This window comes from Lentibacter sp. XHP0401, assembly GCF_025751535.1.
In the GTDB taxonomy this organism is placed as follows: Bacteria; Pseudomonadota; Alphaproteobacteria; order Rhodobacterales; family Rhodobacteraceae; genus Lentibacter.
Genome location: NZ_JAOWLC010000001.1, coordinates 32,741 through 54,313 on the forward strand (window position 1 = coordinate 32,741; position 21,573 = coordinate 54,313).

At 59.5% G+C, this 21,573-nt stretch carries 22 protein-coding genes; 6 read left to right on the forward strand and 16 right to left on the reverse strand.

Going from position 1 to position 21,573, the window contains the following annotated elements:
* Positions 1–4: 4 nt before the first annotated feature.
* The 11 genes from OE750_RS00190 to purB all read right to left on the reverse strand — a co-directional run bounded on the left by OE750_RS00190 (position 5) and on the right by purB (position 11,849).
* The gene (locus tag OE750_RS00190) at positions 5–1,375 is read right to left on the reverse strand and encodes a DUF2927 domain-containing protein (RefSeq protein WP_263760169.1); all 1,371 of its coding nucleotides are present in this window, start codon (positions 1,373–1,375) and stop codon (positions 5–7) included.
* Between the two features lie 450 nt (positions 1,376–1,825).
* Positions 1,826–2,692 (reverse strand): DMT family transporter, encoded by an 867-nt coding sequence (locus OE750_RS00195; RefSeq protein WP_263760171.1) that lies wholly within the window; start codon positions 2,690–2,692, stop codon positions 1,826–1,828.
* A gap of 69 nt (positions 2,693–2,761) precedes the next feature.
* Entirely contained in the window at positions 2,762–3,841 is a 1,080-nt protein-coding gene (locus OE750_RS00200) for a flagellar motor switch protein FliG (protein WP_263760173.1), read from the reverse strand.
* A 136-nt stretch (positions 3,842–3,977) separates the two neighbouring features.
* The gene (gene mnhG / locus OE750_RS00205) at positions 3,978–4,370 is read right to left on the reverse strand and encodes a monovalent cation/H(+) antiporter subunit G (RefSeq protein WP_263760175.1); all 393 of its coding nucleotides are present in this window, start codon (positions 4,368–4,370) and stop codon (positions 3,978–3,980) included.
* Positions 4,367–4,654 (reverse strand): K+/H+ antiporter subunit F, encoded by a 288-nt coding sequence (locus tag OE750_RS00210; RefSeq protein WP_263760177.1) that lies wholly within the window; start codon positions 4,652–4,654, stop codon positions 4,367–4,369. Before OE750_RS00210 ends, mnhG begins: the two co-directional genes overlap by 4 nt.
* Complete coding sequence (locus OE750_RS00215) at positions 4,651–5,151, reverse strand: Na+/H+ antiporter subunit E (protein WP_263760179.1); 501 nt, start codon at positions 5,149–5,151, stop codon at positions 4,651–4,653. The genes OE750_RS00210 and OE750_RS00215 overlap by 4 nt, the downstream gene beginning before the upstream one ends.
* 1 nt (position 5,152) lies before the next feature.
* Entirely contained in the window at positions 5,153–6,718 is a 1,566-nt protein-coding gene (locus tag OE750_RS00220) for a monovalent cation/H+ antiporter subunit D (protein ID WP_263760181.1), read from the reverse strand.
* Complete coding sequence (locus tag OE750_RS00225; RefSeq protein WP_263760183.1) at positions 6,715–7,077, reverse strand: Na+/H+ antiporter subunit C; 363 nt, start codon at positions 7,075–7,077, stop codon at positions 6,715–6,717. Before OE750_RS00225 ends, OE750_RS00220 begins: the two co-directional genes overlap by 4 nt.
* A 1-nt stretch (position 7,078) precedes the next feature.
* A complete protein-coding gene (locus OE750_RS00230; protein ID WP_263760185.1) occupies positions 7,079–9,958 on the reverse strand; it encodes a monovalent cation/H+ antiporter subunit A in 2,880 nt (959 codons plus the stop codon).
* A 263-nt stretch (positions 9,959–10,221) separates the two neighbouring features.
* A complete protein-coding gene (locus OE750_RS00235; protein ID WP_263760187.1) occupies positions 10,222–10,374 on the reverse strand; it encodes a chitin-binding domain-containing protein in 153 nt (50 codons plus the stop codon).
* 167 nt (positions 10,375–10,541) lie between these two features.
* Entirely contained in the window at positions 10,542–11,849 is a 1,308-nt protein-coding gene (purB, locus tag OE750_RS00240; RefSeq protein ID WP_263760189.1) for an adenylosuccinate lyase, read from the reverse strand.
* An 81-nt stretch (positions 11,850–11,930) separates the two neighbouring features.
* Here purB and OE750_RS00245 point away from each other — a divergent pair, with 81 nt between their 5' ends.
* Both OE750_RS00245 and OE750_RS00250 read left to right on the forward strand, forming a co-directional pair.
* The gene (locus OE750_RS00245; RefSeq protein ID WP_263760191.1) at positions 11,931–12,317 is read left to right on the forward strand and encodes a DUF6314 family protein; all 387 of its coding nucleotides are present in this window, start codon (positions 11,931–11,933) and stop codon (positions 12,315–12,317) included.
* Between the two features lie 67 nt (positions 12,318–12,384).
* The gene (locus OE750_RS00250; protein ID WP_263761151.1) at positions 12,385–12,984 is read left to right on the forward strand and encodes a biotin transporter BioY; all 600 of its coding nucleotides are present in this window, start codon (positions 12,385–12,387) and stop codon (positions 12,982–12,984) included.
* Positions 12,985–13,217: 233 nt separating this feature from the next.
* Here OE750_RS00250 and OE750_RS00255 read toward each other — a convergent pair whose 3' ends face one another.
* From OE750_RS00255 to OE750_RS00275, 5 genes are all read right to left on the reverse strand, one after another.
* Positions 13,218–13,727 (reverse strand): CarD family transcriptional regulator, encoded by a 510-nt coding sequence (locus OE750_RS00255; RefSeq protein WP_263760193.1) that lies wholly within the window; start codon positions 13,725–13,727, stop codon positions 13,218–13,220.
* Positions 13,728–13,961: 234 nt separating this feature from the next.
* On the reverse strand, positions 13,962–14,300 hold the full coding sequence (gene fdxA / locus OE750_RS00260) for a ferredoxin FdxA (RefSeq protein ID WP_263760195.1): 339 nt from the start codon (positions 14,298–14,300) through the stop codon (positions 13,962–13,964).
* A 98-nt stretch (positions 14,301–14,398) separates the two neighbouring features.
* A complete protein-coding gene (locus tag OE750_RS00265) occupies positions 14,399–14,785 on the reverse strand; it encodes an RNA-binding S4 domain-containing protein (protein ID WP_263760197.1) in 387 nt (128 codons plus the stop codon).
* Positions 14,785–17,613: a helicase-related protein gene (locus OE750_RS00270; protein WP_263760199.1), complete on the reverse strand. Its 2,829-nt coding sequence runs from the start codon at positions 17,611–17,613 to the stop codon at positions 14,785–14,787. Before OE750_RS00270 ends, OE750_RS00265 begins: the two co-directional genes overlap by 1 nt.
* 35 nt (positions 17,614–17,648) lie before the next feature.
* Positions 17,649–18,209 carry a tetratricopeptide repeat protein gene (locus tag OE750_RS00275; RefSeq protein ID WP_263760201.1) on the reverse strand — a complete coding sequence of 187 codons (561 nt, stop codon included), beginning with the start codon at positions 18,207–18,209 and terminating at the stop codon, positions 17,649–17,651.
* A 68-nt stretch (positions 18,210–18,277) separates the two neighbouring features.
* On the opposite strand from OE750_RS00275, the gene OE750_RS00280 reads away from it, so the two are divergent.
* The 4 genes from OE750_RS00280 to OE750_RS00295 all read left to right on the forward strand — a co-directional run bounded on the left by OE750_RS00280 (position 18,278) and on the right by OE750_RS00295 (position 21,547).
* Positions 18,278–18,571, forward strand: coding sequence for an SCP2 sterol-binding domain-containing protein (locus OE750_RS00280; protein ID WP_263760203.1), 294 nt, complete (start codon positions 18,278–18,280; stop codon positions 18,569–18,571).
* Complete coding sequence (locus OE750_RS00285) at positions 18,572–19,504, forward strand: alpha/beta hydrolase (RefSeq protein ID WP_263760205.1); 933 nt, start codon at positions 18,572–18,574, stop codon at positions 19,502–19,504.
* A gap of 217 nt (positions 19,505–19,721) precedes the next feature.
* A complete protein-coding gene (locus OE750_RS00290) occupies positions 19,722–20,900 on the forward strand; it encodes a low temperature requirement protein A (protein WP_263760207.1) in 1,179 nt (392 codons plus the stop codon).
* On the forward strand, positions 20,897–21,547 hold the full coding sequence (locus OE750_RS00295) for a potassium channel family protein (RefSeq protein WP_263760209.1): 651 nt from the start codon (positions 20,897–20,899) through the stop codon (positions 21,545–21,547). The genes OE750_RS00290 and OE750_RS00295 overlap by 4 nt, the downstream gene beginning before the upstream one ends.
* The last annotated feature ends 26 nt before the right edge of the window (positions 21,548–21,573 follow it).

Below are 21,573 nucleotides of genomic sequence, written 5' to 3' on the forward strand. Positions count from 1 at the left end.
TGCCTTACCCGGGTTTACCTCGTCGCGGACTGAGCATCGAGATTTCGCGCATTTTTGCGCGCACGGCCCATTCCGAACCAAAGCCGTATCGCGCCCAGCCGAGACTGTCCAGCCTGACGTGCTGTGCTTCGGAGGAGCGCCCTGTGAGCTCGAGCGCTTCGGCGCGCAGCATCATGAGGGTGCTGAGGAGCGCTGCATTTTCATGCTCTTGGGCGATGTGCAACGCCGGATTAACCAGAGCCAAGGCGCGCACGCCGTTGCCTTGGCCCACCGCATGGGAGGCAAGTTGCGATGCAACATAGGCGCGGTGCAGGCTTGTGGCCGAAGAGTTTGCATAAAACTGGTCGGCAGCCTGAAAGTGCTTGAGCGCTTCATCGGGATTGGAGGCCAGCGCGATGCGGCCCATCGCGTAGTGGGCGAAAGCGCGGCGGTGATCCTGCCAGCCGAAAGCGCGCGAAATATCGAGAGCTTTCTCGGCGGCTTTGCGGCGCTGCGGCATGCTCGCGCCCGGGCCAAGGGCCGTTTGGACGGCAGCGATATAGCTGCGCGGGGTGGGTGCGGCGCGCTCGGGGGAGAGGCGCTCGCCAGCCGGATTGAGCCGGGCCAGAAGACCGGGAAGGACAGCCGCAACCTGACGTTTGCTCATGCCGGTGCGCAACTCGGGGGAGTAATAGGCACGCAGGACGAGCATATCAAATCCCGTGAGAACGGTGTGCATGTTGTCGTCATTGAAAACGGAATCGGGCAGGCGGTAGAGATCGTTGAGCGGGCCAATGGCCTGGGCGAGTTCTTCGTGCAAGCAATCGCGGACCTCTTGCGGACTGGCGTCATTGGGCACGAAAACGGCGAGTTTGTTGCGCTCGCGCAGCAATGCCCAGTTGGTTTTGGGAGTGCGGCGGGCGGCCTTATATTCGGAGATGTCGGAGATATTGGGCACAACAAAGCAGGCGGCGTGCGGCAGGTTCTTGCGGATATCGGCACGGGTGACGGCTTGCACTGTGATGTTGGCATCAGGCGAGTTTGTGAGGCTGACGGGCAGGCGGGCCTCGCTTTGGAAGCGGTAGACGAGGCGTGTCAGATCGGGCACGAGCGTGGCGGGCGGCGCACCGGTGACGCGGATGCTGATCGGGCCTTCAAACCGTGTGAGAACAGGCAGTTCGCGGCCTGATTCAAGGTGAAAAGACAGTTCGAGGAAATCGCGTGCGATATCGGTATTGGAGCGACTGGGCCGCTCGACTGACGAGGTGCTGAACGATTTGAGCGGCGGCAGGCCTAGGGCGCTCTCTTGCACAAAGCTGCGTGAGGGCGTGTCGGCCATGTTGCCCGGCATACAGCCAACAAGAGTGAGAAAAACCGGCAGCACAATACGACGCATCAGTGGTCTCCCATCGGTGACGGGCATGCCGTCGACATGACAAGAACGCTTGCGGATGCGGGGGCGGGTGCACAGGTTGCCCGCAGACGCAGCTTATGCGCCAGCTCTCTCTTCTTCATGGTCAGCTTCTGCCTTCGTTTTTCCGTTGAGCAGACTTTTCGCTGCCCTTCCTGACATCCTTAAGGATGAATTGGGGCGAAAAAGTGACAATTTGTCTTGATGTGGGGCGGGCTGTGGATGAATTGGAAAAGAAATTTTAAAACAAAGGCTTACAATGAGTTGTTTTCGCAACACATAAGCAAAAAGGATGCCATGCGGCCTGTGCCGCGGCTGTTTTCTGACCTGTTTGGACAGATGTGTGCTCCAGCCAGAAGGCGTTGCAACAGGCTTAAGTTGATGCCGTTTACAGGCCTGTGTGGCGGTGGGCGTGGACAGGGGCTGTGGTGAAAATCAGCGCTTTGTTTTGCCGAATGTCTCGCGATGCCAGACATAAATTCCGGAAGAGGCAATCACGATTGCACCGATGAGAGTGTAAAGATCGGGCACAGCGGAGAAAACGAAAAAACCGTAGATGAGCGCAAAGAGAATGCCCGCGTATGCAAAGGGGGCAAGCATGGCGGCTTCGCCTTCCATGAGGGCGCGGATCAGGGCGAGCTGCCCGAGGGTGGCGCAGAGGGTGATGCCAACCACGAGGGGAAGCTCGGCAAGGCCGATGGGCTGCCAGAAGCGGGGCAAGGCCAGCGTGAGCACGACTGCGCCGAAAAGGGCGGTGTAAAACAGCGAGGTCCAGGCGTTTTCATCGCGTCCGACAAAACGGGTGGCAAGGGCATAGGCCGAATAGCAGAGCGCGGCTGCCAGCGGGAGCAGTGCATAGGGTGAAAAGACATCTGACCCCGGGCGGATGACAAGGTAAGCTCCGAGAAAGGCTGTGAAAATTGCTGCTGCACGGCGAAGGCCGAAGCGCTCTCCCAGAAAAAGGGCAGCACCCAGCGTGATGAAAATCGGGTTTGTGGACATGACAGAAGCGGCCTCGGCCAGTCCGATATTGGAGATCCCGAAGAAGAAAAACGTGGTTGCGCCGAGCAGGAAAACCGAGCGCGCGAATTGTAGTTTGGGGTAGCGCGTGCGGGTGATTGCCCCGATTTTTGGCAGGATGAGGGCGGTGACAAAGAGTGTTTGCCCGAGGTAGCGCACCCAGAGGGTTGTCATGGTTCCGACGCGCCCTGACAAAAGCTTGGCCAGCATATCCATGGTTGAAAAGCAGAAGATTGCGGCCAGCATGAGCAGGATTGCTTTGGAGGTCGAGGAGAGGGGCATAGGGCAGCCTTGCCTGAAAATTCCTTCACAGGTTACCGAGCTTTCAGAGGGAGGGAAAGCGCGAAGGGCTTAATCCTCCTCTTCTCCATCGTCCGCGACAACAAGGGTCAGCTCGCCTGCGGTTTGCAGGGCGCTGATGCCTGCAACTACGGCATTCATCGCGGCCTCACCATCTTTCGGCTTCACGCGGCCCGACTCGCTGATGTCTTCGCGCATGGTTTCGGCCATGCGCTTGGAGATATTGCCGAGGATATATTCGGCGCTGGCTTTGAGGCCTTCATCCGTGCCGGAAAGGGCAAAGGCGAGGGCGGTGCGCAACTGGGCCGGATCCACCTCGCGGGTGATTTTGGGCACATCGACGGGGCCGACACGGGCAGGGATGTGAACGAAGGTGAAGATGGCTTTTTGCAGTCGTTCACTGAACTCGGCATCATCTTCGGCAAGGCCGGAGAGCAGCTCTTCACGTGTGTCGGCGCTTGCGATGTTGAGAATGGCACCGAGGCGCTCGACCGGGTCATCATCAAAGGCGCGGGGGGCTTCATATTCGAATTGGGCGGCAAGGGAGAGGCCGATACGGTCAACCGCCTCGGGGGTGACATGGCCTGTGAGGGAGACAGCATAGCTTATTTTGCGCGCATCGGGGCCGGGGAGCCGGCCGAGAAGTTCGGCCGCTTTCGGCACGGGCAGCTTGGAGAGCAGCACGGCAGCAACCTCGGTGCTTTCCTGTTTGAGGAGAGGGAGAAGTTTGTCCGGCTCGAGCGCGCGAATGCGCTCCCAAGGATCGCCGATCTGGCGCACGCCCGCCTCTTTGCGCAGGCGCGCGGCGGTGACGGGAGAGATGCGCCCCTCAAGGGTCTGGAGCGCCTCGGCGAGGCCTGAGGGAAAAACAAGGCCCATGGCCTCGATCTCGCGGGCGAATTCGGCCAGCACATTGGCGAGGGTCTCGCGGTCGATATATCGCATGTCGCCCATGGCGGCGGTGAGAGTGCTCTGGCTGGCCTCGGAGAGGCGATCAAGCGGAACATCGGCCCCCTCCTTGAGGAGAAAGCGCACAATGATGGCGGCTTTTTGTGCGGGGGCGAGCTGTGGCTTGGTGCGACCGGAAGATTGGCCGGGGGCAAGGCTGCCGAGGGGTTGCATCGCGGACATGGGGCTTCCTATCTGACTCGATAAGACCCTAGCCCCAACCCCCTAAGAAAGCCTTTCGCCGCCCCCGCATGTGTGGAGCGGCGACTGTTATTTATCACAGGTTTAATCTGGTTCTGCCTAAAATTGTCGGCAATTTCTAGCGCGGTTCGCCGTCTTCTTCGAGCTCGCGATCCTCCTCGGAGATATCGAGGACCGACCATGTCTCATCGCCTGCGGGCTCCGGCACCGGTTCGCAGTGGCTTTGGTGAATGTTGACCTTGGCGATGAAGTTGGCCGAGATCGGGGCGGTGACAAAGAGGAAGGCCATGATCAGAAACTCGTGAAACGAGGGGACACCCGAGACGAAGGAGTATGTCATCGAGGCAAGCAGGAGCGCGCCGATGCCGACTGTGCCGACCTTGGTGGGGGCGTGCAGGCGCGACATGGCATCGTTGAATTTGATCAGGCCGAGCACGCCGACGAGGGAAAAACCCGCCCCGATGAGAAGGAAGATTGCTGCGGCGTATGTTCCGAGGATTTCAGGTGTCATTCGATGATGTCCCCCCGCAGCATGAAGCGCGCAAGGGCGACGGTTGACACAAAGCCCAGCATGGCGATGAGCAGCGAGACTTCAAAGTAGATGGTCACGCCTTGGTGAATGCCGAGCAGGATGACGAGGCCCAATGCATTGATAACCATCGTGTCGAGCGCGAGAATGCGGTCGCCCGTGCCGGGGCCGAGGACAAGGCGCACCATGCACATAAGCTGTGCGAAGGCGAGGGACACGAAAGCAACGATGAGCGCAAAGTTGAGCAGATCGGGGGCTGAAATCATGAGAAAATCTCCTTCAGGCGGGCCTCGTAGCGGGCTTTGATAGTGTCGCGCTCGGCGTCCGGGTCATCGGTGTGAAGCACATGCACAAGCAGGCTGTGGCCGCCGTCGGAGAGATCACAGGAGACAGTGCCGGGGGTGAGGGTGATGGTTCCTGCGAGCAGGGTGATGGCTTCGGGTTCGACGAGATCAAGCGGAATGACGATCCAGGCAGGCTTGAGCTTGCTGTTTGGCACGCTGATCACGATCCAGGCGACTTGCACGTTGGCGACCATGATATCCCACATGACCATGAGGCTGTAGGGGATCATTTTGAGCAGGCTGAAGCGATTTGGCGTGTCGGGCCACCAGACGGATGTGCCCCAGGGAATCAGGATGCCGAGAATGATACCGAAGACGACCATGCCTGCGGAGATGTCATTTTGCAGCATGGTCCAGCCGATGGCTAGCAGCAGGGTCAGGAAGGGGTGCGGCATGAGCCAGCGGAATGCGCGTGCCATATCAGTAGCCCTCCTGTGGCGTGCTCAGTTTGCCCGGGGTGTCGAGCGATATTGCGATATAAGGTTCGGGTGCTGCGAGTTGTGCAGCGATGGAGCTTGTGTAGCTGTGGACCTGTCCGGCAAAGACGGTATGTGCGGCCAGAAGTGCGATGAGCCCGCCGACGGCTATATAGGCCAGAGGCGCGGGTGTTGGCATCGGGTCGGCCTGGCCTTCGTCCGGGATGTCTGCCTCGGGGTCGGGCGCGAGGCTTTGGGCCTTCCAGAAGAGGGTGCTGCCTGCACGGGCAAACCCGACGATGCTGATGAGGCTGGCGACAAGCACCACGGCCCAGATCCAGGCGGCGTGAGGCGAGGCGAAGGCGGCATAGAGCAGCAAGAGTTTGCCTAGAAAGCCCGAGAGCGGCGGCAGGCCTGCCATGGCGATGGCGCCGATGAAGAACAGGGCCGCCGTGAGAGCCGCGCCTGAAACGGGGGGCTGTGCCGTGAGCATGAGATTGCCCCGTCCTGTGCGCACCAGATCTGCGACGAGAAACAGTGCTGCGCCTGCAAATGTGGAATGCACGATATAGTAAAGTGCTGCGGAAATACCCGCAGGGGTGAAAAGGGCGATTGCGACCATGACCATACCCATGGAGCCGATGATCGAGAAAGCGACCAGCCTGTCGAGCTTCTTGGCCGCCAGCACGCCGACCATGCCTATGGCGAGCGACAGGAGCGCAGCGGGGAGAAGCCAGAGATCATGCAAACCGGCCGTAGCGGCAAGCTCCGGCGGGAAGATCAGCGTGTAGACGCGGATGATGGCGTAGGCACCAACCTTTGTCATGATTGCGAAGAGCGCTGCCACGGGCGCGGGCGCTTCGGCATAGCTTGAGGGGAGCCAGAAGTGCAGCGGCACAACGGCGGCCTTGATGGCGAAAACCAGCAGCAGAAGCACGGCTGCGATGCGGATGCCGACGGTTTCCTCGGGGGTGATGAGCGTTACGCGCTGCGCAAGATCGGCCATGTTGAGCGTGCCTGTTTCCGCATAGATTGCGCCGAGGGCGAAGAGAAACAGCGTCGAGCCGATGAGATTGAACAACACATATTGCACGCCTGCATGCAGGCGGGCGTTGCCGCCTGCGTGGATCATCAGGCCGTAGGAGGCAATGAGCAGAACCTCGAAGAAGACGAACAGGTTGAATAGATCCCCTGTGAGGAAGGCGCCGAGGATGCCCATGAGCTGGAACTGGAACAGCGCATGGAAATGGCGGCCCCGATTGTCCCACCCCGAGCCTATTGCGTAAAGCAGCACGAACAGCGCAAGCAGGGTGGTGAGCAGCACCATGAAGGTGGACAGCCTGTCGCCCACCAGAACGATGCCGAAGGGCGCGGCCCAATCGCCGAGCTGGTAGAGCGTGATCGTGCCATCAGACGCCTGCACGGCCAGCCCTGCCGCGATGGCCACAAGGGCGAGGACCCCCGCCACGGAGAGGACGCGCTGGATGCCGATATGATAGCGCGCGGCCAGCACGATGAAGGGGGCAAGCAGGGCTGGCAGAACAACGGGTGCGATGATCCAATGGGTCATGATGTGCCCTCCGCTTCTTCATCGAGGGTCGAGGTATCGGTTTGGTCATCCACGTGGTCATCATCGGTGCCGAGGAAGGCACCAAGGCCGATCATGACCACAACGGCGGTCATGCCGAAGGAAATCACGATTGCGGTGAGCACGAGGGCTTGCGGCAGCGGATCGGTGTAAGTGCTGACCCCGTCCCGCAGGATGGGCGGTGCACCGACAGTGAGGCGGCCCGAGGTAAAGAGAAAGACATTGACCGCGTAGGTGAGCAGCGAGATGCCAAGGATCACCGGGAAGGTGCGCAGGCGCAGCATAAGGTAAATGCCCCCGGCAGTGAGAACGCCAATGGCGGACGCGACGAGAAGTTCCATGTTACACGCCCTCCTTTGCAAAACCGGCTTTTTCGGGGGGTGGCCCTTCGCGCGATGGGTCGATGTCCATCGGATGTTCGCTATCGGGCACATGGGCGCGACGCGCGAGGCGCGAGAAACTTTCCAGCGAGAGCATTACGGCGCCTACAACGGCAAGGAAAACCCCCAGATCGAACAGTGCGGCTGTGGCCAGCTCGAACTTTTCAAACGGCGGGATGCGCACATAGGTAAAGTCGGACGTGAGGAAGGGCTTGCCGAAAAACCACGACCCGATGCCTGTGAGCCCCGCAATGAGAACGCCCGCGCCGATGACGCCGTGATAGGGATAGCGCAAGCGCGCAGAGGCCCATGAGAAACCGCTCGCCATATACTGCATGACCACGGCGATCGAGACGATGAGACCTGCGATGAAACCGCCGCCCGGTTCGTTGTGACCACGCAGGAAGATGTAGAAGCCGACCAGCAGGACCATCGGCATGATAACGCGGGTGAGCACAACCATCATCATCGGATGCTTGATGCCTGCGCGGGGCTGGTCGGGCTTGCGGTTGAGCAGGCGCGCCCGCACGGGGCCACCCAGAAGTGTTTCGGTAAGCGCGTAGATGAGCAGCGCGGCGATGCCGAGCACGGTGATTTCGCCGAAAGTATCAAAGCCGCGGAAATCTACGAGGATCACGTTGACAACATTGGTCCCGCCGCCGCCTTTGTAGGAGTTGGCGAGATGAAATTCGCTGATCGGCGTGGTGATGGCATCGCGCAGCAGGTAATGATAGGCGAGACCAAAGGTGGCGAGGCCACCTGCGATGGCCACGCCAGCATCGCGCACGCGGCGCAGAACGGTGCTTTCGACGGGTGTTGTGTTTGGCAGGAAGTTGAGCGCCAGCAACATCAGGATGATTGTGACCACCTCGACGGTGAACTGGGTCATTGCCAGATCGGGGGCGCTGAAGAAGACAAAGCCTATGGAAACCATGAGCCCGACAATGCCGATGAGAATGAGTGACAGGAGGCGGTTGCGGTGCATGAACACCATGCCGCCGGTGGCCGCGACCAGCATGAGCCAGCCTGCGATTGTCACGGGGCTGGCGGGCTGAACAGTGCGGGTTGTCGCGCCGACTGTGCCGGACATATAGGCGTGAAAGCCTGCCGCGAGGATGGCGACTGCGCCGATGGCGGCATAGCGCGAAAAAGCGCCATTGTGCAGCGGCAGGATGATGCCCTGCGCGAGGCTGACGCAGGCCTTGATAAGGCTGTCAAAGATTTGCTTGGCTTCGGGGCGCGGTGTGGCATCCCAGAGGCGCAGCGCAGGGTTGAAGACGGCCAGAAGGAGAAGGCCGCCAGCGACCGCGACAAGCGACATGTAGAGCGCCGGCACGAGGCCGTGCCAGATTTTGAAATGAGCCGATGGCAAGCTGGCGGCATCGCCGAGCACTGCGCTTGTAACGAGCTTTACGAAAGGTTCTGCGATAAAAGGCGCAATACCGATGACCACAACAGGGATCATCAGAAGGGCGGGCGGCAGCCAGAGACCGGCGGGGGGATCATGCGGCTTTGCGGGGTAATCATCGCGGACGGGGCCGAAGAAGACATGTCCGATAAGGCGGAAGCTGTAAGCCGCCGAGAAGAGCGCCCCGAAGGTGGCGAGCGCGGGCACGAGCCACGGAACGCCGAAGAGCGCTGTTCCGTAGGCCTCCTCAAGCATCATTTCCTTGGAGAGAAAGCCGTTGAGCAGCGGGATGCCCGCCATGGAGAGCGCTGCCAGCGTTGCGATTACAAAGGTGACCGGCATGAGGGTGCGCAAGCCGCCGAGGCGGCGGATATCGCGGGTGTGGGCCTCGTGATCAATGATGCCTGCGGACATGAAGAGCGCGGCCTTGAACGTTGCGTGGTTGAGGATGTGAAACACTGCCGCCATTGAACCGAAGGCTGTGCCTGTGCCCAGCAACATGGTGATGAGGCCGAGGTGAGAGACTGTCGAGAAGGCCAGCAGCGCTTTCAGATCGTGCTTGAAGAGGGCAATCACCGCGCCGAGGACCATTGTGATGAGGCCCGCTGAAGTGACGATGACAAACCATTCCGGTGTGCCTGCAAGCACGGGCCACATGCGCGCCATGAGAAAGATACCTGCTTTCACCATGGTTGCGGAGTGCAGGTAGGCCGACACCGGCGTGGGCGCGGCCATGGCGTGTGGGAGCCAGAAGTGGAAGGGGAATTGCGCCGACTTGGCAAAACAGCCCAAGAGGATGAGCAATAGCGCAGGCACATAGAGTGGATCGGCCTGAATGAGCTCGCGGTTTTGCAAGATGGTGCTCAGGTCATAGCTGCCGACGATCTGGCCGAGAATGAGCATACCACCGACCATGGCAAGGCCACCCATGCCCGTGACCGCAAGCGCCATGCGCGCGCCCTGGCGGCCTGCGGGGAGATGCTTCCAATAGCCGATAAGAAGGAAGGAGGAAAGCGATGTCAGCTCCCAGAAAATGAGCAAAAGCAGTATGTTATCGGACAGAACGATGCCGACCATCGCGCCTTGGAAGAGCAGGAGATAGGTGAAGAACTCTCCCATGTTGTCATTGCGGCTGAGGTAGTTGCGTGCGTAGGCGATGATGAGCAGGCCGATGCCCAGAATGAGCAGGGCGAAGAAAAAGCCCAAGCTGTCGAGCATCAGCGTGAAGTTGAGGCCCAAGAGCGGCATCCAGTCGATTCTTGCGGTGACGACCTCACCGGCGAGAACGGTTGGCAAGTTGGTGAGCAGGCCGACGAAGGCGGCGAGGCTGACGGTAAAGGTGACGCCTGCACAAGCGGCGCGGCCAGCGGAATTCATGAGACCAGGGAGGAGAGCGCCGAGGAAAGGCAAGAGGACAATGAAGAAAAGGGACACGGAATCTCCTGCTTGGCTGGGCTTTCAAGTTTACCCAAAAATGCACCTCAGGCTCGGAAACGCAAGGTTGATCGACAAAAATAGTCGATTATTCCGTGTCAGCGGGGCGTTATTTTGTCTTTTTATGTCAGAGGGTTCGCGGCGGGTTTGCAGCTGGAATGAATCTGCTCGCTCGCGGAAATGTGAAGGTCTTGGACGCAAAGGCCGATTGGCCAGAGATTTTACAACCTCCGGCACTCAGGCGTGCGAGGAGTAAGCTGCGGTCAGCTGTTGACGAGCGGCACGCAGGCACCTGTTTGGGCGTCATAGCTCTGGCCTTCGGCACAGCTCATAGCCTGTTCGTGGCCACGGTTGCACTCGGCGGCGGCGAAGGAGGCGGACAGGATGAAGGCTGTCGCGAGAACGAGTTTATTCATAGGGCAATCCTCTCTGTTTGCGAGGAGAGGATAACACGAAAAGCGGTTTGCGCATAGAGATGTGGCGCATTGGGGCGTGAAGCGGCGGCGCTGCGCCTGAAATGGGTCGAAATAGAAACGGCGGCTCCGGTTTCAAAGCCGCCGTTTTGAAAGCTGTGGACTGTGGCTCAGCTCTCGCCGAACACGCGGTTGAAGATCGTGTCGACGTGTTTGGTGTGATAGCCCATATCGAATTTGGCTTTGATACCATCTTCGCCGAGGGCTGCCACGACCTCTTTATCAGCGAGCAGAAGCTCTTGGAAATCAAGCCGTTCTTCCCAGACTTTGAGCGCATTGCGCTGCACCATCGAGTAGGCATCTTCGCGGGATACACCCGCTTGGGTGAGGGCGAGAAGCACGCGCTGGGACATAACGAGACCGGGGAATTTGTTCATGTTGTCGAGCATGTTGTCGGGGAAGATCAGCATTTTCTCGACGACACCCGTGAGGCGGGCGAGGGCAAAATCGAGCGTGATGGTGGCATCGGGGCCGATGGCGCGCTCGACGGAGCTGTGCGAAATGTCACGCTCGTGCCAGAGGGCTACGTTTTCCATCGCGGGGACAACGGCCATGCGCACCAACCGCGCCAAACCTGTGAGATTTTCTGTCAGCACAGGGTTTTTCTTGTGCGGCATCGCCGATGAGCCTTTCTGGCCCATCGAGAAGAACTCGGCGCCTTCCAGAACTTCGGTGCGCTGCATGTGGCGGATCTCTATCGCGACATTCTCGATGCTGGAAGCGATGACACCGAGCGTGGCAAAGAACATGGCGTGACGGTCGCGCGGGATGACCTGTGTGCTGATCGGCTCGGCGCGCAGGCCGAGCTTTTCGCAGACGTGCTCTTCAACGGCAGGATCAATATTGGCGAAGGTGCCAACCGCGCCCGAAATGGCACCAGTGGCAATTTCCCAGCGGGCCTTTTCAAGGCGGTTCTTGTTGCGGTCCATCTCGGCGTAGAAACGTGCGAAGGTGAGGCCCATTGTTGTCGGCTCGGCGTGAATTCCGTGTGAACGGCCCACGCGGACTGTCATTTTGTGCTCCATCGCGCGGGTTTTGAGCGCGGCGAGCAGCTTGTCCATATCGGCAAGCAGGATATCGGCGGCGCGCACCAGTTGCACGTTGAGGCAGGTGTCGAGCACATCGGAGCTTGTCATGCCCTGATGCACGAAGCGGGCCTCGTCGGAGCCGACATGCTCGGCCAGATGTGTCAGAAAGGCGATGACATCATGCTTTGTCACGGCTTCGATCTCGTCAATACGGGCAACATCGAACTCGACATCCTTGGCCTTCCAGACGGCCTCGGCATTTTCGCGCGGAATCACGCCCAGATCGGCCATGGCATCGCAGGCGTGGGCCTCGATCTCGTACCAGATTTTGAATTTGGTCGCGGCGGACCAGATGGAGACCATTTCGGGGCGGGAGTAACGCTCGATCATAAGGAAGCCTTCGCTGTTGCAGGTTGGGTTGGAGCGGTCATAGACTGGGGCTTGGTTAACCTCAAGTCAGGACGCGTATATATGAGACAACTTGCCGACTTTGAGGGCCATTGGGCGCTGTCCCGGCAGATTGTGCCTGCGGTGGGGCCAGAGGCGCGCTTTGAAGGCACGGCTGTCTGGACGCAAGAGGGGGCCTATGCGGAGGAGGGGCTTTTGCATGTGCAGGGCCAGACACCGATGCGGGCGGAGCGGCGATACGTCTGGGATGCGGAATTGAATGTCTATTTCGAGGACGGGCGGTTCTTTCACAGGGTTCCCGCAGAAGGCGGAGAGACGGGGCACTGGTGTGCGCCTGACCAGTATGATGTGTGCTATGATTTTGCCGATTGGCCGCGCTTTGAAGCGCGTTGGAAGGTTTTTGGCCCTCGCAAAAATTATGAAATGATTTCGCATTATTCTCGTGTGTGAGCGGTTCTGACTTGCACAAATCATGTTGCTCGTGCAGAAATTGCGCAAACAAATGGAGGGACGTGGAATGGCCATTGCCATGACGAACAAGGTTTTGACAGAAACATTCGGGGCGGATACGGGCGCTGCCCTATGGGTAAAGCGCGCAGCCCTTGTGATTGCAGGTGTGATGACGCTGGCGGTTTCGGCGAAGATTGCTGTGCCGATGTGGCCGGTGCCGATCACCATGGGAACATTTGCTGTGCTTGCGTTGGGTGCAGCTTACGGCCCGCGTCTCGGGCTGGCGACAATCGGCGCGTATTTGATGCTGGGTGTGATGGGCTTTGATGTGTTCGTCGGATCATCAGCCGAGACTTACGGGCTGACATATATGATGGGTGGCACAGGCGGCTATCTGGTTGGCTACGTGCTGGCGACATTGGCTTTGGGCACGCTTGCGCGCGCCGGTTGGGACCGTTCGGCGGGCAAGATGGCCGGTGCGATGTTGATCGGCAATGCTCTGATTTATGTTCCGGGCCTGATCTGGCTGGGTATGCTTTACGGTTTTGACAAGCCGCTTCTGGCATGGGGCCTAACACCGTTTCTTGTGGGCGACGCTGTGAAGCTGGTTCTGGCGGCGATGCTTTTGCCTGCGGCCTGGAAGCTTGTGGGCCGCGCGCGCGGCTAAGCTGATAGAGCGAAAGAATTTGAGGGCGTGGCGGAGAAATCTGCCGCGCCCTTTTTTGGGGTTCGAATTTGCGCTTTGCGCAAATCCGACCGTTGCGAGGGGGTGTCACCCCCTCGCGCTCCCCCAGGATATCTTTGGCAATAAGAAGGGCGTGGGGGATTTGAGAGGCTTTTGGCCAAAAGAAAACCCGCGCGGTTTTGGAACCGGCGCGGGTTTTGTTTTTTTAGAGTGGTTTACGCGGCGCGGCTGACCAGAACGTCGTCGATCTGCTTTGCTGCGGCGAGTTCGTCTCCGCCTTCAACGGCGCCGACTTCACGGGTGAGGCGCTCAAGCGCCGCTTCGTAGAGCTGGCGCTCGGAGTAGCTTTGCTCGCGCTGGTCATCGGAGCGGTGCAGATCGCGCACCACTTCGGCGATGGCGATGAGATCGCCCGAGTTGATCTTTTGCTCATACTCTTGCGCACGGCGTGACCACATCGCGCGTTTGACCTTGGCCTTGCCCTTGAGGGTCTTCATCGCGTGGCTCACAACATCCGGGCTCGAGAGCCCGCGCATGCCGATTTCGGTGGCTTTGTTGGTAGGGACGCGAAGTGTCATTTTGTCTTTCTCGAAAGAGATCACAAAAAGCTCCAGTTCGAAGCCGGCGACCTCCTGCTTTTCGATCGAGACGATCTGGCCCACACCGTGGGCGGGGTAGACGACGAATTCATTGGCGCGGAACTCCGCTTTCTTCGATTTGCTCATGCAATCTTTCCTCGCATTGCCGAGAAACCCTGTGAGAAGGTCAAAAACATCCCCTGAGGGCGGCGTGTGTCACCCCGACAGGTTGAATTATTCGACAGACAAAACCATCCTTCAAGCAAAAGCTCGGGGGATGGGATCAGGCAGGTTTCATACTTTACATAGACGTTACATACCACGAATCACCGCCAAAAGAAAGGGTCTGGCGGGGAGGCGGTTTTGGGCGTGAAAGGCGGGTTAGCCGCCTTCACCCGGAGCTTCGGAGAAATACTTCTCCAGCTTACCCTCTTCGCCGTCGCGTTCTTCGGCTTCGGGGAGTGGGTCTTTTTTGCTCACGATGACGGGCCACATTTCGGAATACTTGCGGTTGAATTCGACCCATTTTTCCGTGCCCGCATCGGTATCGGGGCGGATGGCATCGGCGGGGCATTCGGGCTCGCAGACGCCGCAATCGATGCATTCGTCGGGGTGGATGACCAGCATATTCTCGCCCTCGTAGAAGCAATCTACAGGGCAAACCTCGACGCAGTCGGTGTATTTGCAGGCGATGCAGGCATCATTGACGATGTAGGTCATTCTTAGAACCCCAGTTTTATCTCAGGTCGTGGGCTAAACTTTTTTGTCTGATCATTCAAGCGCACTCTATGCCGCAGGTGGTGGTGTTGCGAAATGGCTCAGTTTTCATCCTCCAGCCCCTCTTTGAAAGCGGTGAGGTCCCGCCGGTCTTTCTTGGTGGGGCGGGGGCCTGTGCGGGCAGGTTCGGGCGCGCGCTCCTCACGGGGCGGTGTCAGGTCTTCGTAAAGGGCCTGGGCCTCGGGGGCGGGGCCACGGCGTGTGCCGAGCCCGAGAACCCTGATGACGCGAATTTGATCGCCTTGGGCGAAGGTGAGCACATCTCCCGCCGTGACGCTATAGGCGGGTTTAAGCGCTTTTTGGCTGTTCACGCGCACATGCCCGCCCGAGACCTGCTTGGCGGAGAGGCCGCGCGTTTTGAAAAAGCGCGCGTGCCAGAGCCATTTGTCGAGGCGTAGTTTGGCGGGTGCTTGTGGCGTTTCGGCCATCAGTCTTTCTTGGTAAGCCCCATCAGCGCAGCGGCGAAGGGGTTATCCGGGTCGATTGCTTTTTCCTTGGGCGGACGAGACTGGTAGGACTGTGCGCCCCGTTTGTCACCCTGCGGTTTGCCGCGGGGCTTGCCTTTGGGTTTTCCTTTGCCGCGGGGCTTGTCACCTTCGGCGCGCGCAGGGCGGGCAGCGCGTGCGTTGCCGCGGTTGCCTGCCCATGTGAAGCTGTAGAAGACTTCCATTTCAGGCGCTTCGAGGGCTGCATCGGGGGCTTCGCCGGGCAGCGCTTCTGTTTCGGAGGCGGCGGGGATGTCGGCGGGGACTTCACCTGCGGCCTCGGGCTCTACGGCGACGGGGGCGATGCCTTCGTCGGGGATGTTTTCAACGCTGTCTTGGGCTGTCTCGGGTGTGGGCTCTATTTGTGGCGCACCCAGAGCCTGATCGACGGCTTTTACCTTTACGCGCTCGCCTTTTTCGGCCTTGTAGCCAAGGCCTGTCATGAGGTCGGCGAACTGTTCAAGGGTCATGCCGGTGATCGAGAGCATATCGGCTTTGGCTTCAAAGCCGCCGCGGCTGTCCTCATTGCGCAGCATATCGGCGAGGCGCTCGAGCATGTCGATGCGGATCGCGCGGGTGCCTGCGTTGCGGTAGCCTGCCATTGTGTCGGTGCCTTGTGGTTGGGCCGACATGTTGGGCACCGTGACGAGGCCCGCGGGCGGAGATTCGGGGAATTCCTGCAAATCTTGCGCGAGCGACCAGAGCACGAGGCGCAGGCGTGTGGGCGCGGGCTTCAGGAGCAGCGGCAGGAAGATTGTGAACTGGCCAAAGCGGATGCCGTGTTTGCGCAGGGCGGAGCGGGCGTCCTGATCGAGCGACTTTACATCATTGGCAACAGTCGCGCGGGGCAGGATGCCCAGACCTTCGACCATCTGGAAGGCAAAGCCGCGGGCGAGGCCTGTGAGGGTTTCATCGCGCGAGAGATTGAGGAGCGGCTCAAACGCGGTGGCGATTTTGCGATCAATGAAGTGCTGGAGGCGGCGGGTGACTTTTTCGGCCACATCGGCGCCGGCTTCGTCATCAACGAAGGCTTTGACCGTGGGTTTGAGCGCATCGGCACCGCGGATGAGTTTGCCGACGGCGGTGTTGCCCCACATGAGGCCACCTTGCTCGGTGAAGTCGATCTCGGTGTCGGGCGCGTTGTAGAAACGGTCGGCCAATAAGTGAAAATGCGGGGTCAGCGCGGCAAGGCTGGCGGCCTTGAGCGTTTTGGCCTCTTGGCCTGCTGCTGATTTGTCCTGCGAAAAGCGGAACCCTTCGAGACGGCCGACGAATTCGCCCTCGACCGTCACTTCACCATTTTCATTTACTTCGGCCAACATGGCCTCCTTTTGTTTTAGGCGCCGCAGGAGCACAGATGTGCGCCTGTCGACAAATCTCTGGGTCAACGCCTCGTGAAGCGCATCTGACAGGCGGTCTTCTACAGCGCGAGTCGTCCCGCGCCAATGAGAATCGTCCTTTGTCCAGCCTTTTCGCTGTGCGACATAGGTCCAAGTGCGGATAAAGGCCAGCCGTTTGGACAATGTGTCGATGTCACCGGCGGGGCGATCTATGTGTTTTATGTGCCGTGCGATCCAGTCTTCGGGCAGTTCGCCGCGCTCGTGAAGATGCGCGAAAATCTGCCCAAGGAGGGCGGCGTGCTCGGCGGAGGAGATGGAGCGGAAGTCGGGCACGCAGCAGACATCCCACAGAAGGCGCACCGAGGCGGCATCGGAGGCGCGGGCGCGCGGCTCGGCTTCGGCGGCCAGTGTTTTCAGCGCGCCGAGGTCATCGGCTTCGCGGGCTTTGACCAGAAGCTCGTCTTGCGGGCTTTCCTCCAGTGAGCGTATGAGCGCATCAAGCTGGCCGAATTGCAGGTTCGGGTTGCGCCAGATGAGTTTTTTCACAGGGGCGAAGCGGTGCTCCATGATCGCTTGTGCGACTTCATCTTCAAGCGGGGCAGCTTCGCCTGTGACACCGAAAGAGCCGTGCGACATACCACGCCCTGCGCGCCCTGCGATCTGGCCAAGCTCGTGTGGCATGAGCGAGCGCATGCGGCGGCCATCAAACTTTGCGGTGGCGGAAAAGGCGACATGGTTGATATCGAGGTTGAGGCCCATGCCGATGGCATCGGTGGCGACGAGAAAGTCCACATCGCCGTTTTGGTAAAGCTCGACCTGCGCGTTTCGGGTGCGCGGGGAGAGCGCGCCCATGACGACAGCCGCGCCGCCTTTCTGGCGCTTGAGCAGCTCGGCAATGCCGTAGACGTTTTCGACCGAGAAGCTGACGATGGCGGAACGCGCCTGCATGCGGCTAATTTTTTTGGAGCCGCCGTAGACAAGTTGTGACATACGCTCGCGGCCCAGAAAGTCGGCCTCGGGCACAAGCGCGCGGATGATGCCACGCATGGAATCAGAGCCGAGAAACAGGGTTTCGTTCAGGCCACGGGTGCGCAGGAGGCGGTCTGTGAAGACATGGCCGCGCTCGGGATCGGCACAAAGCTGGATTTCGTCGATGGCGACAAAATCGGTGGCCATGCCCTCGGGCATCGCCTCGACTGTGCAGACCCAATATTGTGCCCGTGGCGGGATGATGCGTTCTTCCCCCGTGACGAGCGCCACAACGGAAGGGCCGCGCACCGCGACGATTTTGTCGTAGACCTCACGCGCAAGCAGGCGCAGGGGCAAGCCGATAACGCCTGTGCGATACGCCAGCATCCGCTCGATGGCATAGTGGGTTTTGCCAGTGTTGGTGGGGCCGAGCACCGCCGTGATGCGCCTTGGCTGGGTCATGTTGGGGCTCTTTGACTTCTTGGTAAGAGGGGCTTTTAGAGCCTGGTTCCGTTGAGGGAGGGCTCAAGGCGGGCGATGGCTTGCAGAGCTTTCTCATGAGCCGGATAGAGGTTCAAGAGGATCTTGTATGCGTCATAGGCCTCTTCCGGCTTTTCGATCTGCTCCAGAATGGCGCCGAGGCCGTAAATGGCCCCGAAGTGCTGCGGATTGAGCGCGAGGGTTTGCTTGAGGTCTTCAAGGGCAAGGCCATATTCCCCCATAGCAAAGAAAGCCCGTGCGCGGCCATGCCAGCCTTCGGCGAAGGCGGGGGCGTGATCGGTGAGCGCGGTGAAATGATCGAGCGCAACCTGCGGCTCTTGGGCGTCAAGCGCATCTTCGCCGCGTTTGAGCAACAGGTTCGCCGAGGCCGAGCCGGAGGCGGACCAGCGTATTTCAATATCGCGGGCGATTTGGGCAGCCTCGGGGCCTTTGGCCTCTTTGAGGGCTGTGAGCATGTCGGAGACAGCGGTTTCATCGGCAAAACCTGGCTGACCTAGCGTGAGCAGGGCGACAAGTGCCGTTACGGCAGGTTTGAGATGGACACGTGAAATACTCATAGTAGTGTCAGGATAACCACTGGCAGGGCCGACACAAGCCTTGTCGCAACAATGTGAAGGATTTGATTATGAGCGAAGTGATTGACGGAGCGGTAAAGGCACTGAACGAGAAGATGGGCGGCGGCGGCTTTTCGGGCGGCACGGCCAAATTTGTGATCAACGGCGAAGGCGCGGTTGTGATTGACGAAAGTGGCGCGCGCGCGGGAGATGACGAGGCCGACGTGACGCTTTCGGCGGACCGCGATGTGTTTGAAGCGATTCTCTCGGGGGACATGAACGCCACCGCAGCCTTTATGGGCGGCAAGCTGTCTGTGGACGGTGACATGGGTATGGCGATGCAACTTGGCTCGGTTTTGAGCTGAATGTCTGAGGCTGCTCCCTATTTCGACGGGATTGCCGAGGGGCCGGAGGGCGGATACGCGCTCTGGCTCACGGCGGAAGACGGTGTGCGGCTGAGGGTTGTGCACTGGCCACATGCGGCTGCGCGCGGCACGGTATTGCTGATGCCCGGGCGGACGGAATATGCCGAAAAATACGGACGCACGGCTGGCGAATTTGCAGAGCGCGGGCTGGCGACTTTTGCGATCGACTGGCGCGGACAAGGACTTGCCGACAGGCTGGCGGAGCCTGCGCTTCTGGGTCATGTGGCGCAGTTTGGCGACTATCAGCGCGATGTGCGCGCTATGGTGGCCGCGGCCAAGGCAGAGGGTGCTGTAGAGCCGTTTTTCTTGCTCGGGCACTCTATGGGCGGCTCGATCGGTTTGCGTGCGCTTTATGAGAAGATTGACGTGAAAGCGGCAGCGTTTTCAGCACCGATGTGGGGGATTTACTTGTCGCGGCAGATGCGCCCGGTGGCTTGGGCGCTGGCCAACCTGAGCAGTGCGATCGGGCAAGGCGCGAACTTTGCGCCCGGCACGAAAAGCGAAACCTACGTAATGACCGAGCCGTTTGACGACAATATGCTCACGACTGACCGTGATATGTGGGCCTATATGGTGCGTCAGGCAGAGGCACAGCCGGAGCTGACTTTGGCGGGGCCTTCGCTTGGCTGGCTGGCCGAAGCTTTGCGAGAGACACTTGCCCTGCACCGTATGCCCTCGCCCCAGACCCGCACGATTACATTTCTTGGCACGCAGGAGCGGATTGTCGATGTGGAACGCATCAAGGACCGTATGAAGCGCTGGAACAACGGGCGGTTGGTTATGGTTGAGGGGGCGGAGCACGAGGTGCTTGTGGAAAAACCTGCCATGCGGGCCAAGGTGCTTGACGAGATGGTGCAGTTTTTCTTCGAGTGAGTGCTCTTTGAGGGAGACAGACCGGTTGAAACCCTCCTCCTAGAGCGCGCCCCTAGATTTGGTACTTCTTGGTTTATCAACAAAAATAGATTGTGCTGACATGGTTTGGAACCTTTGATTTGGGCTCTTTTTGCGGCATATTTTCTTGTGATAATTGATTTGAGAACCACCCGGCTTTTAGTGGACAGTTGCCAGTGGACGGTTGAAGGAGTTTTTGATGTCATTGTTTTTAGAGCGTTTTGCGCCGGCGGCGAGCCTGCGCCATAGAGACGGAGGCGGACACTTGAAGGTTTCGACCGTCGAGTTGTTCTTCGATCTGGTTTATGTTTTCACGATCATCCAGCTTTCGCACTACCTGCTCGAGCATCAGACCTGGATGGGCGCGATTGAGGCGATGACGCTTTTTGCCGCCGTCTGGTGGGCGTGGAACTACACGGCCTGGGCCGCCAACTGGATCAACCCCGAACATGCGGCAGGGCGCTGGCTGATGCTGTTTCTTATGGCCTGCGCGCTTTTGATGGCGGTGGCGATACATTACGCCTTCAGCTACCGCGCCGGGCTGTTTGTGTTTGCTTATGTCACCATGGCTTTGGCGCGTGCGGGGTATATGGCACTGGTGATGCGCGGCACACAAATGGGCCAGAACTATGCGCAGCTTGGCGCGTGGAGTGCCTTTTCGGGGCTGTTCTGGATTGCGGGTGCAGTCATGGAAAGCGTGCGGTTGCAGCTCTGGATTATTGCGGTTCTGATTGACTATGGCGCGCCTTATCTGGGCTTCTGGCTGCCCAAATTAGGCAAGACGCCGATGGACACCTGGACGTTGAAAGGGCTGCACCTTCTGGAGCGCAACCAGCTTATTTTCATTATTGCGTTGGGGGAATCTATCCTGCTTCTGGGGGGCACCATGGTGGGCGCGGATCTTGACGGGATTATCATGCTCACTGCGGCTGTCGGCTTTTTGCTGATTGTCTCGCTTTGGTGGCTTTACTTTGTGCATAGCGGCGAAGAGGGCGAAGCGGCGTTCGAGCAGGAAGCATCGCAGGCGAAACTCGCCCGTGCAGGGCTGGCTTATGCGCATGGCATTATGGTGTGTGGTGCGATTGTTGTTGCGGTGGCGATCGAGGAGATCATTGCGCACCCGCAAGATCCGGCGCATATGCCGACCATTCTTATATCGGTTGCGGGCCCCTTGATTTTTGTTCTCGGTAACCTGCTCTTCCGGCGCACGATTGCGCGGCGTATTCCCGTCACTTATCTACTGCCCTTCGTGGCGCTGCCGATCCTTGGCTATGTTGTATATGCGGCCCATGCCTCGGGTATCATACTGGGTGTTGGCATGATGGTTATCATGATGCTGACGGCTCTTATGCAACCTAAAGAGCCCCCCGTGACATGAGCGGCGCGCACTCTGACGGCGCTGTCCGGGCGACAGCCGGGCTTTTGTTTGCGGTGGTCTTGCACAACCTGATTTATCCGGTTTCCCAGCAGGGCATGGCTGGAGCGGTTGTGTTTTACGTCTTTTACGGCGGCATGTATGTGGTGTGGACATGGCTGTTGAGCCACGACAAGCGGCTGCGCATGGCCGCGCTTGTGACAGGGCTGGCTGTGTTTGCGGCAGGGATTGCCAACGCGGGAATGGGCACATCCGTTACGGCGGTGGCGGTTTTTGTCACCTCGATTGCCTATCATTTGGTGATCATTGTGGTGCTCGGGATATACATTTTTGCCGCGCGGAAAGTGTTTACCGAGATTATTCTGGCGGCGACATCGCTATACCTTATCCTCGGATCGGGCTTTGCGGCTGTCTTTGCCTTGATCGAGTGGTTGCAGCCCGGCTCTTTTGTGGGGGCGAATGGTGGTGTCACAGCCTGGCAGGAGCTTCTGTATTTTAGCTATGTGACGCTGACGAGCCTTGGCTATGGTGATATTCTCCCTGTGAAATACTACGCACAGGCCTTTGCCGCTTTTGAGGCAATTGTCGGGGTGCTTTATACTGTAATCCTTTTGTCGCGGCTGGTTGGGATGCACAGCGCACGCGAGTGAGCTTGCCCCTTGAGCAGGAAGTTTGC

Bases quoted from the DNA above. Each gene is read 5' to 3' on its own strand.
- OE750_RS00190 (WP_263760169.1), bottom strand. From the start codon at position 1,375: ATGCGTCGTATTGTGCTGCCGGTTTTTCTCACTCTTGTTGGCTGTATG.
- OE750_RS00195 (WP_263760171.1), bottom strand. From the start codon at position 2,692: ATGCCCCTCTCCTCGACCTCCAAAGCAATCCTGCTCATGCTGGCCGCA.
- OE750_RS00200 (WP_263760173.1), bottom strand. From the start codon at position 3,841: ATGTCCGCGATGCAACCCCTCGGCAGCCTTGCCCCCGGCCAATCTTCC.
- mnhG (WP_263760175.1), bottom strand. From the start codon at position 4,370: ATGACACCTGAAATCCTCGGAACATACGCCGCAGCAATCTTCCTTCTC.
- OE750_RS00210 (WP_263760177.1), bottom strand. From the start codon at position 4,654: ATGATTTCAGCCCCCGATCTGCTCAACTTTGCGCTCATCGTTGCTTTC.
- OE750_RS00215 (WP_263760179.1), bottom strand. From the start codon at position 5,151: ATGGCACGCGCATTCCGCTGGCTCATGCCGCACCCCTTCCTGACCCTG.
- OE750_RS00220 (WP_263760181.1), bottom strand. From the start codon at position 6,718: ATGACCCATTGGATCATCGCACCCGTTGTTCTGCCAGCCCTGCTTGCC.
- OE750_RS00225 (WP_263760183.1), bottom strand. From the start codon at position 7,077: ATGGAACTTCTCGTCGCGTCCGCCATTGGCGTTCTCACTGCCGGGGGC.
- OE750_RS00235 (WP_263760187.1), bottom strand. From the start codon at position 10,374: ATGAATAAACTCGTTCTCGCGACAGCCTTCATCCTGTCCGCCTCCTTC.
- purB (WP_263760189.1), bottom strand. From the start codon at position 11,849: ATGATCGAGCGTTACTCCCGCCCCGAAATGGTCTCCATCTGGTCCGCC.
- OE750_RS00245 (WP_263760191.1), top strand. From the start codon at position 11,931: ATGAGACAACTTGCCGACTTTGAGGGCCATTGGGCGCTGTCCCGGCAG.
- OE750_RS00250 (WP_263761151.1), top strand. From the start codon at position 12,385: ATGGCCATTGCCATGACGAACAAGGTTTTGACAGAAACATTCGGGGCG.
- OE750_RS00255 (WP_263760193.1), bottom strand. From the start codon at position 13,727: ATGAGCAAATCGAAGAAAGCGGAGTTCCGCGCCAATGAATTCGTCGTC.
- fdxA (WP_263760195.1), bottom strand. From the start codon at position 14,300: ATGACCTACATCGTCAATGATGCCTGCATCGCCTGCAAATACACCGAC.
- OE750_RS00265 (WP_263760197.1), bottom strand. From the start codon at position 14,785: ATGGCCGAAACGCCACAAGCACCCGCCAAACTACGCCTCGACAAATGG.
- OE750_RS00270 (WP_263760199.1), bottom strand. From the start codon at position 17,613: ATGACCCAGCCAAGGCGCATCACGGCGGTGCTCGGCCCCACCAACACT.
- OE750_RS00275 (WP_263760201.1), bottom strand. From the start codon at position 18,209: ATGAGTATTTCACGTGTCCATCTCAAACCTGCCGTAACGGCACTTGTC.
- OE750_RS00280 (WP_263760203.1), top strand. From the start codon at position 18,278: ATGAGCGAAGTGATTGACGGAGCGGTAAAGGCACTGAACGAGAAGATG.
- OE750_RS00285 (WP_263760205.1), top strand. From the start codon at position 18,572: ATGTCTGAGGCTGCTCCCTATTTCGACGGGATTGCCGAGGGGCCGGAG.
- OE750_RS00290 (WP_263760207.1), top strand. From the start codon at position 19,722: ATGTCATTGTTTTTAGAGCGTTTTGCGCCGGCGGCGAGCCTGCGCCAT.
- OE750_RS00295 (WP_263760209.1), top strand. From the start codon at position 20,897: ATGAGCGGCGCGCACTCTGACGGCGCTGTCCGGGCGACAGCCGGGCTT.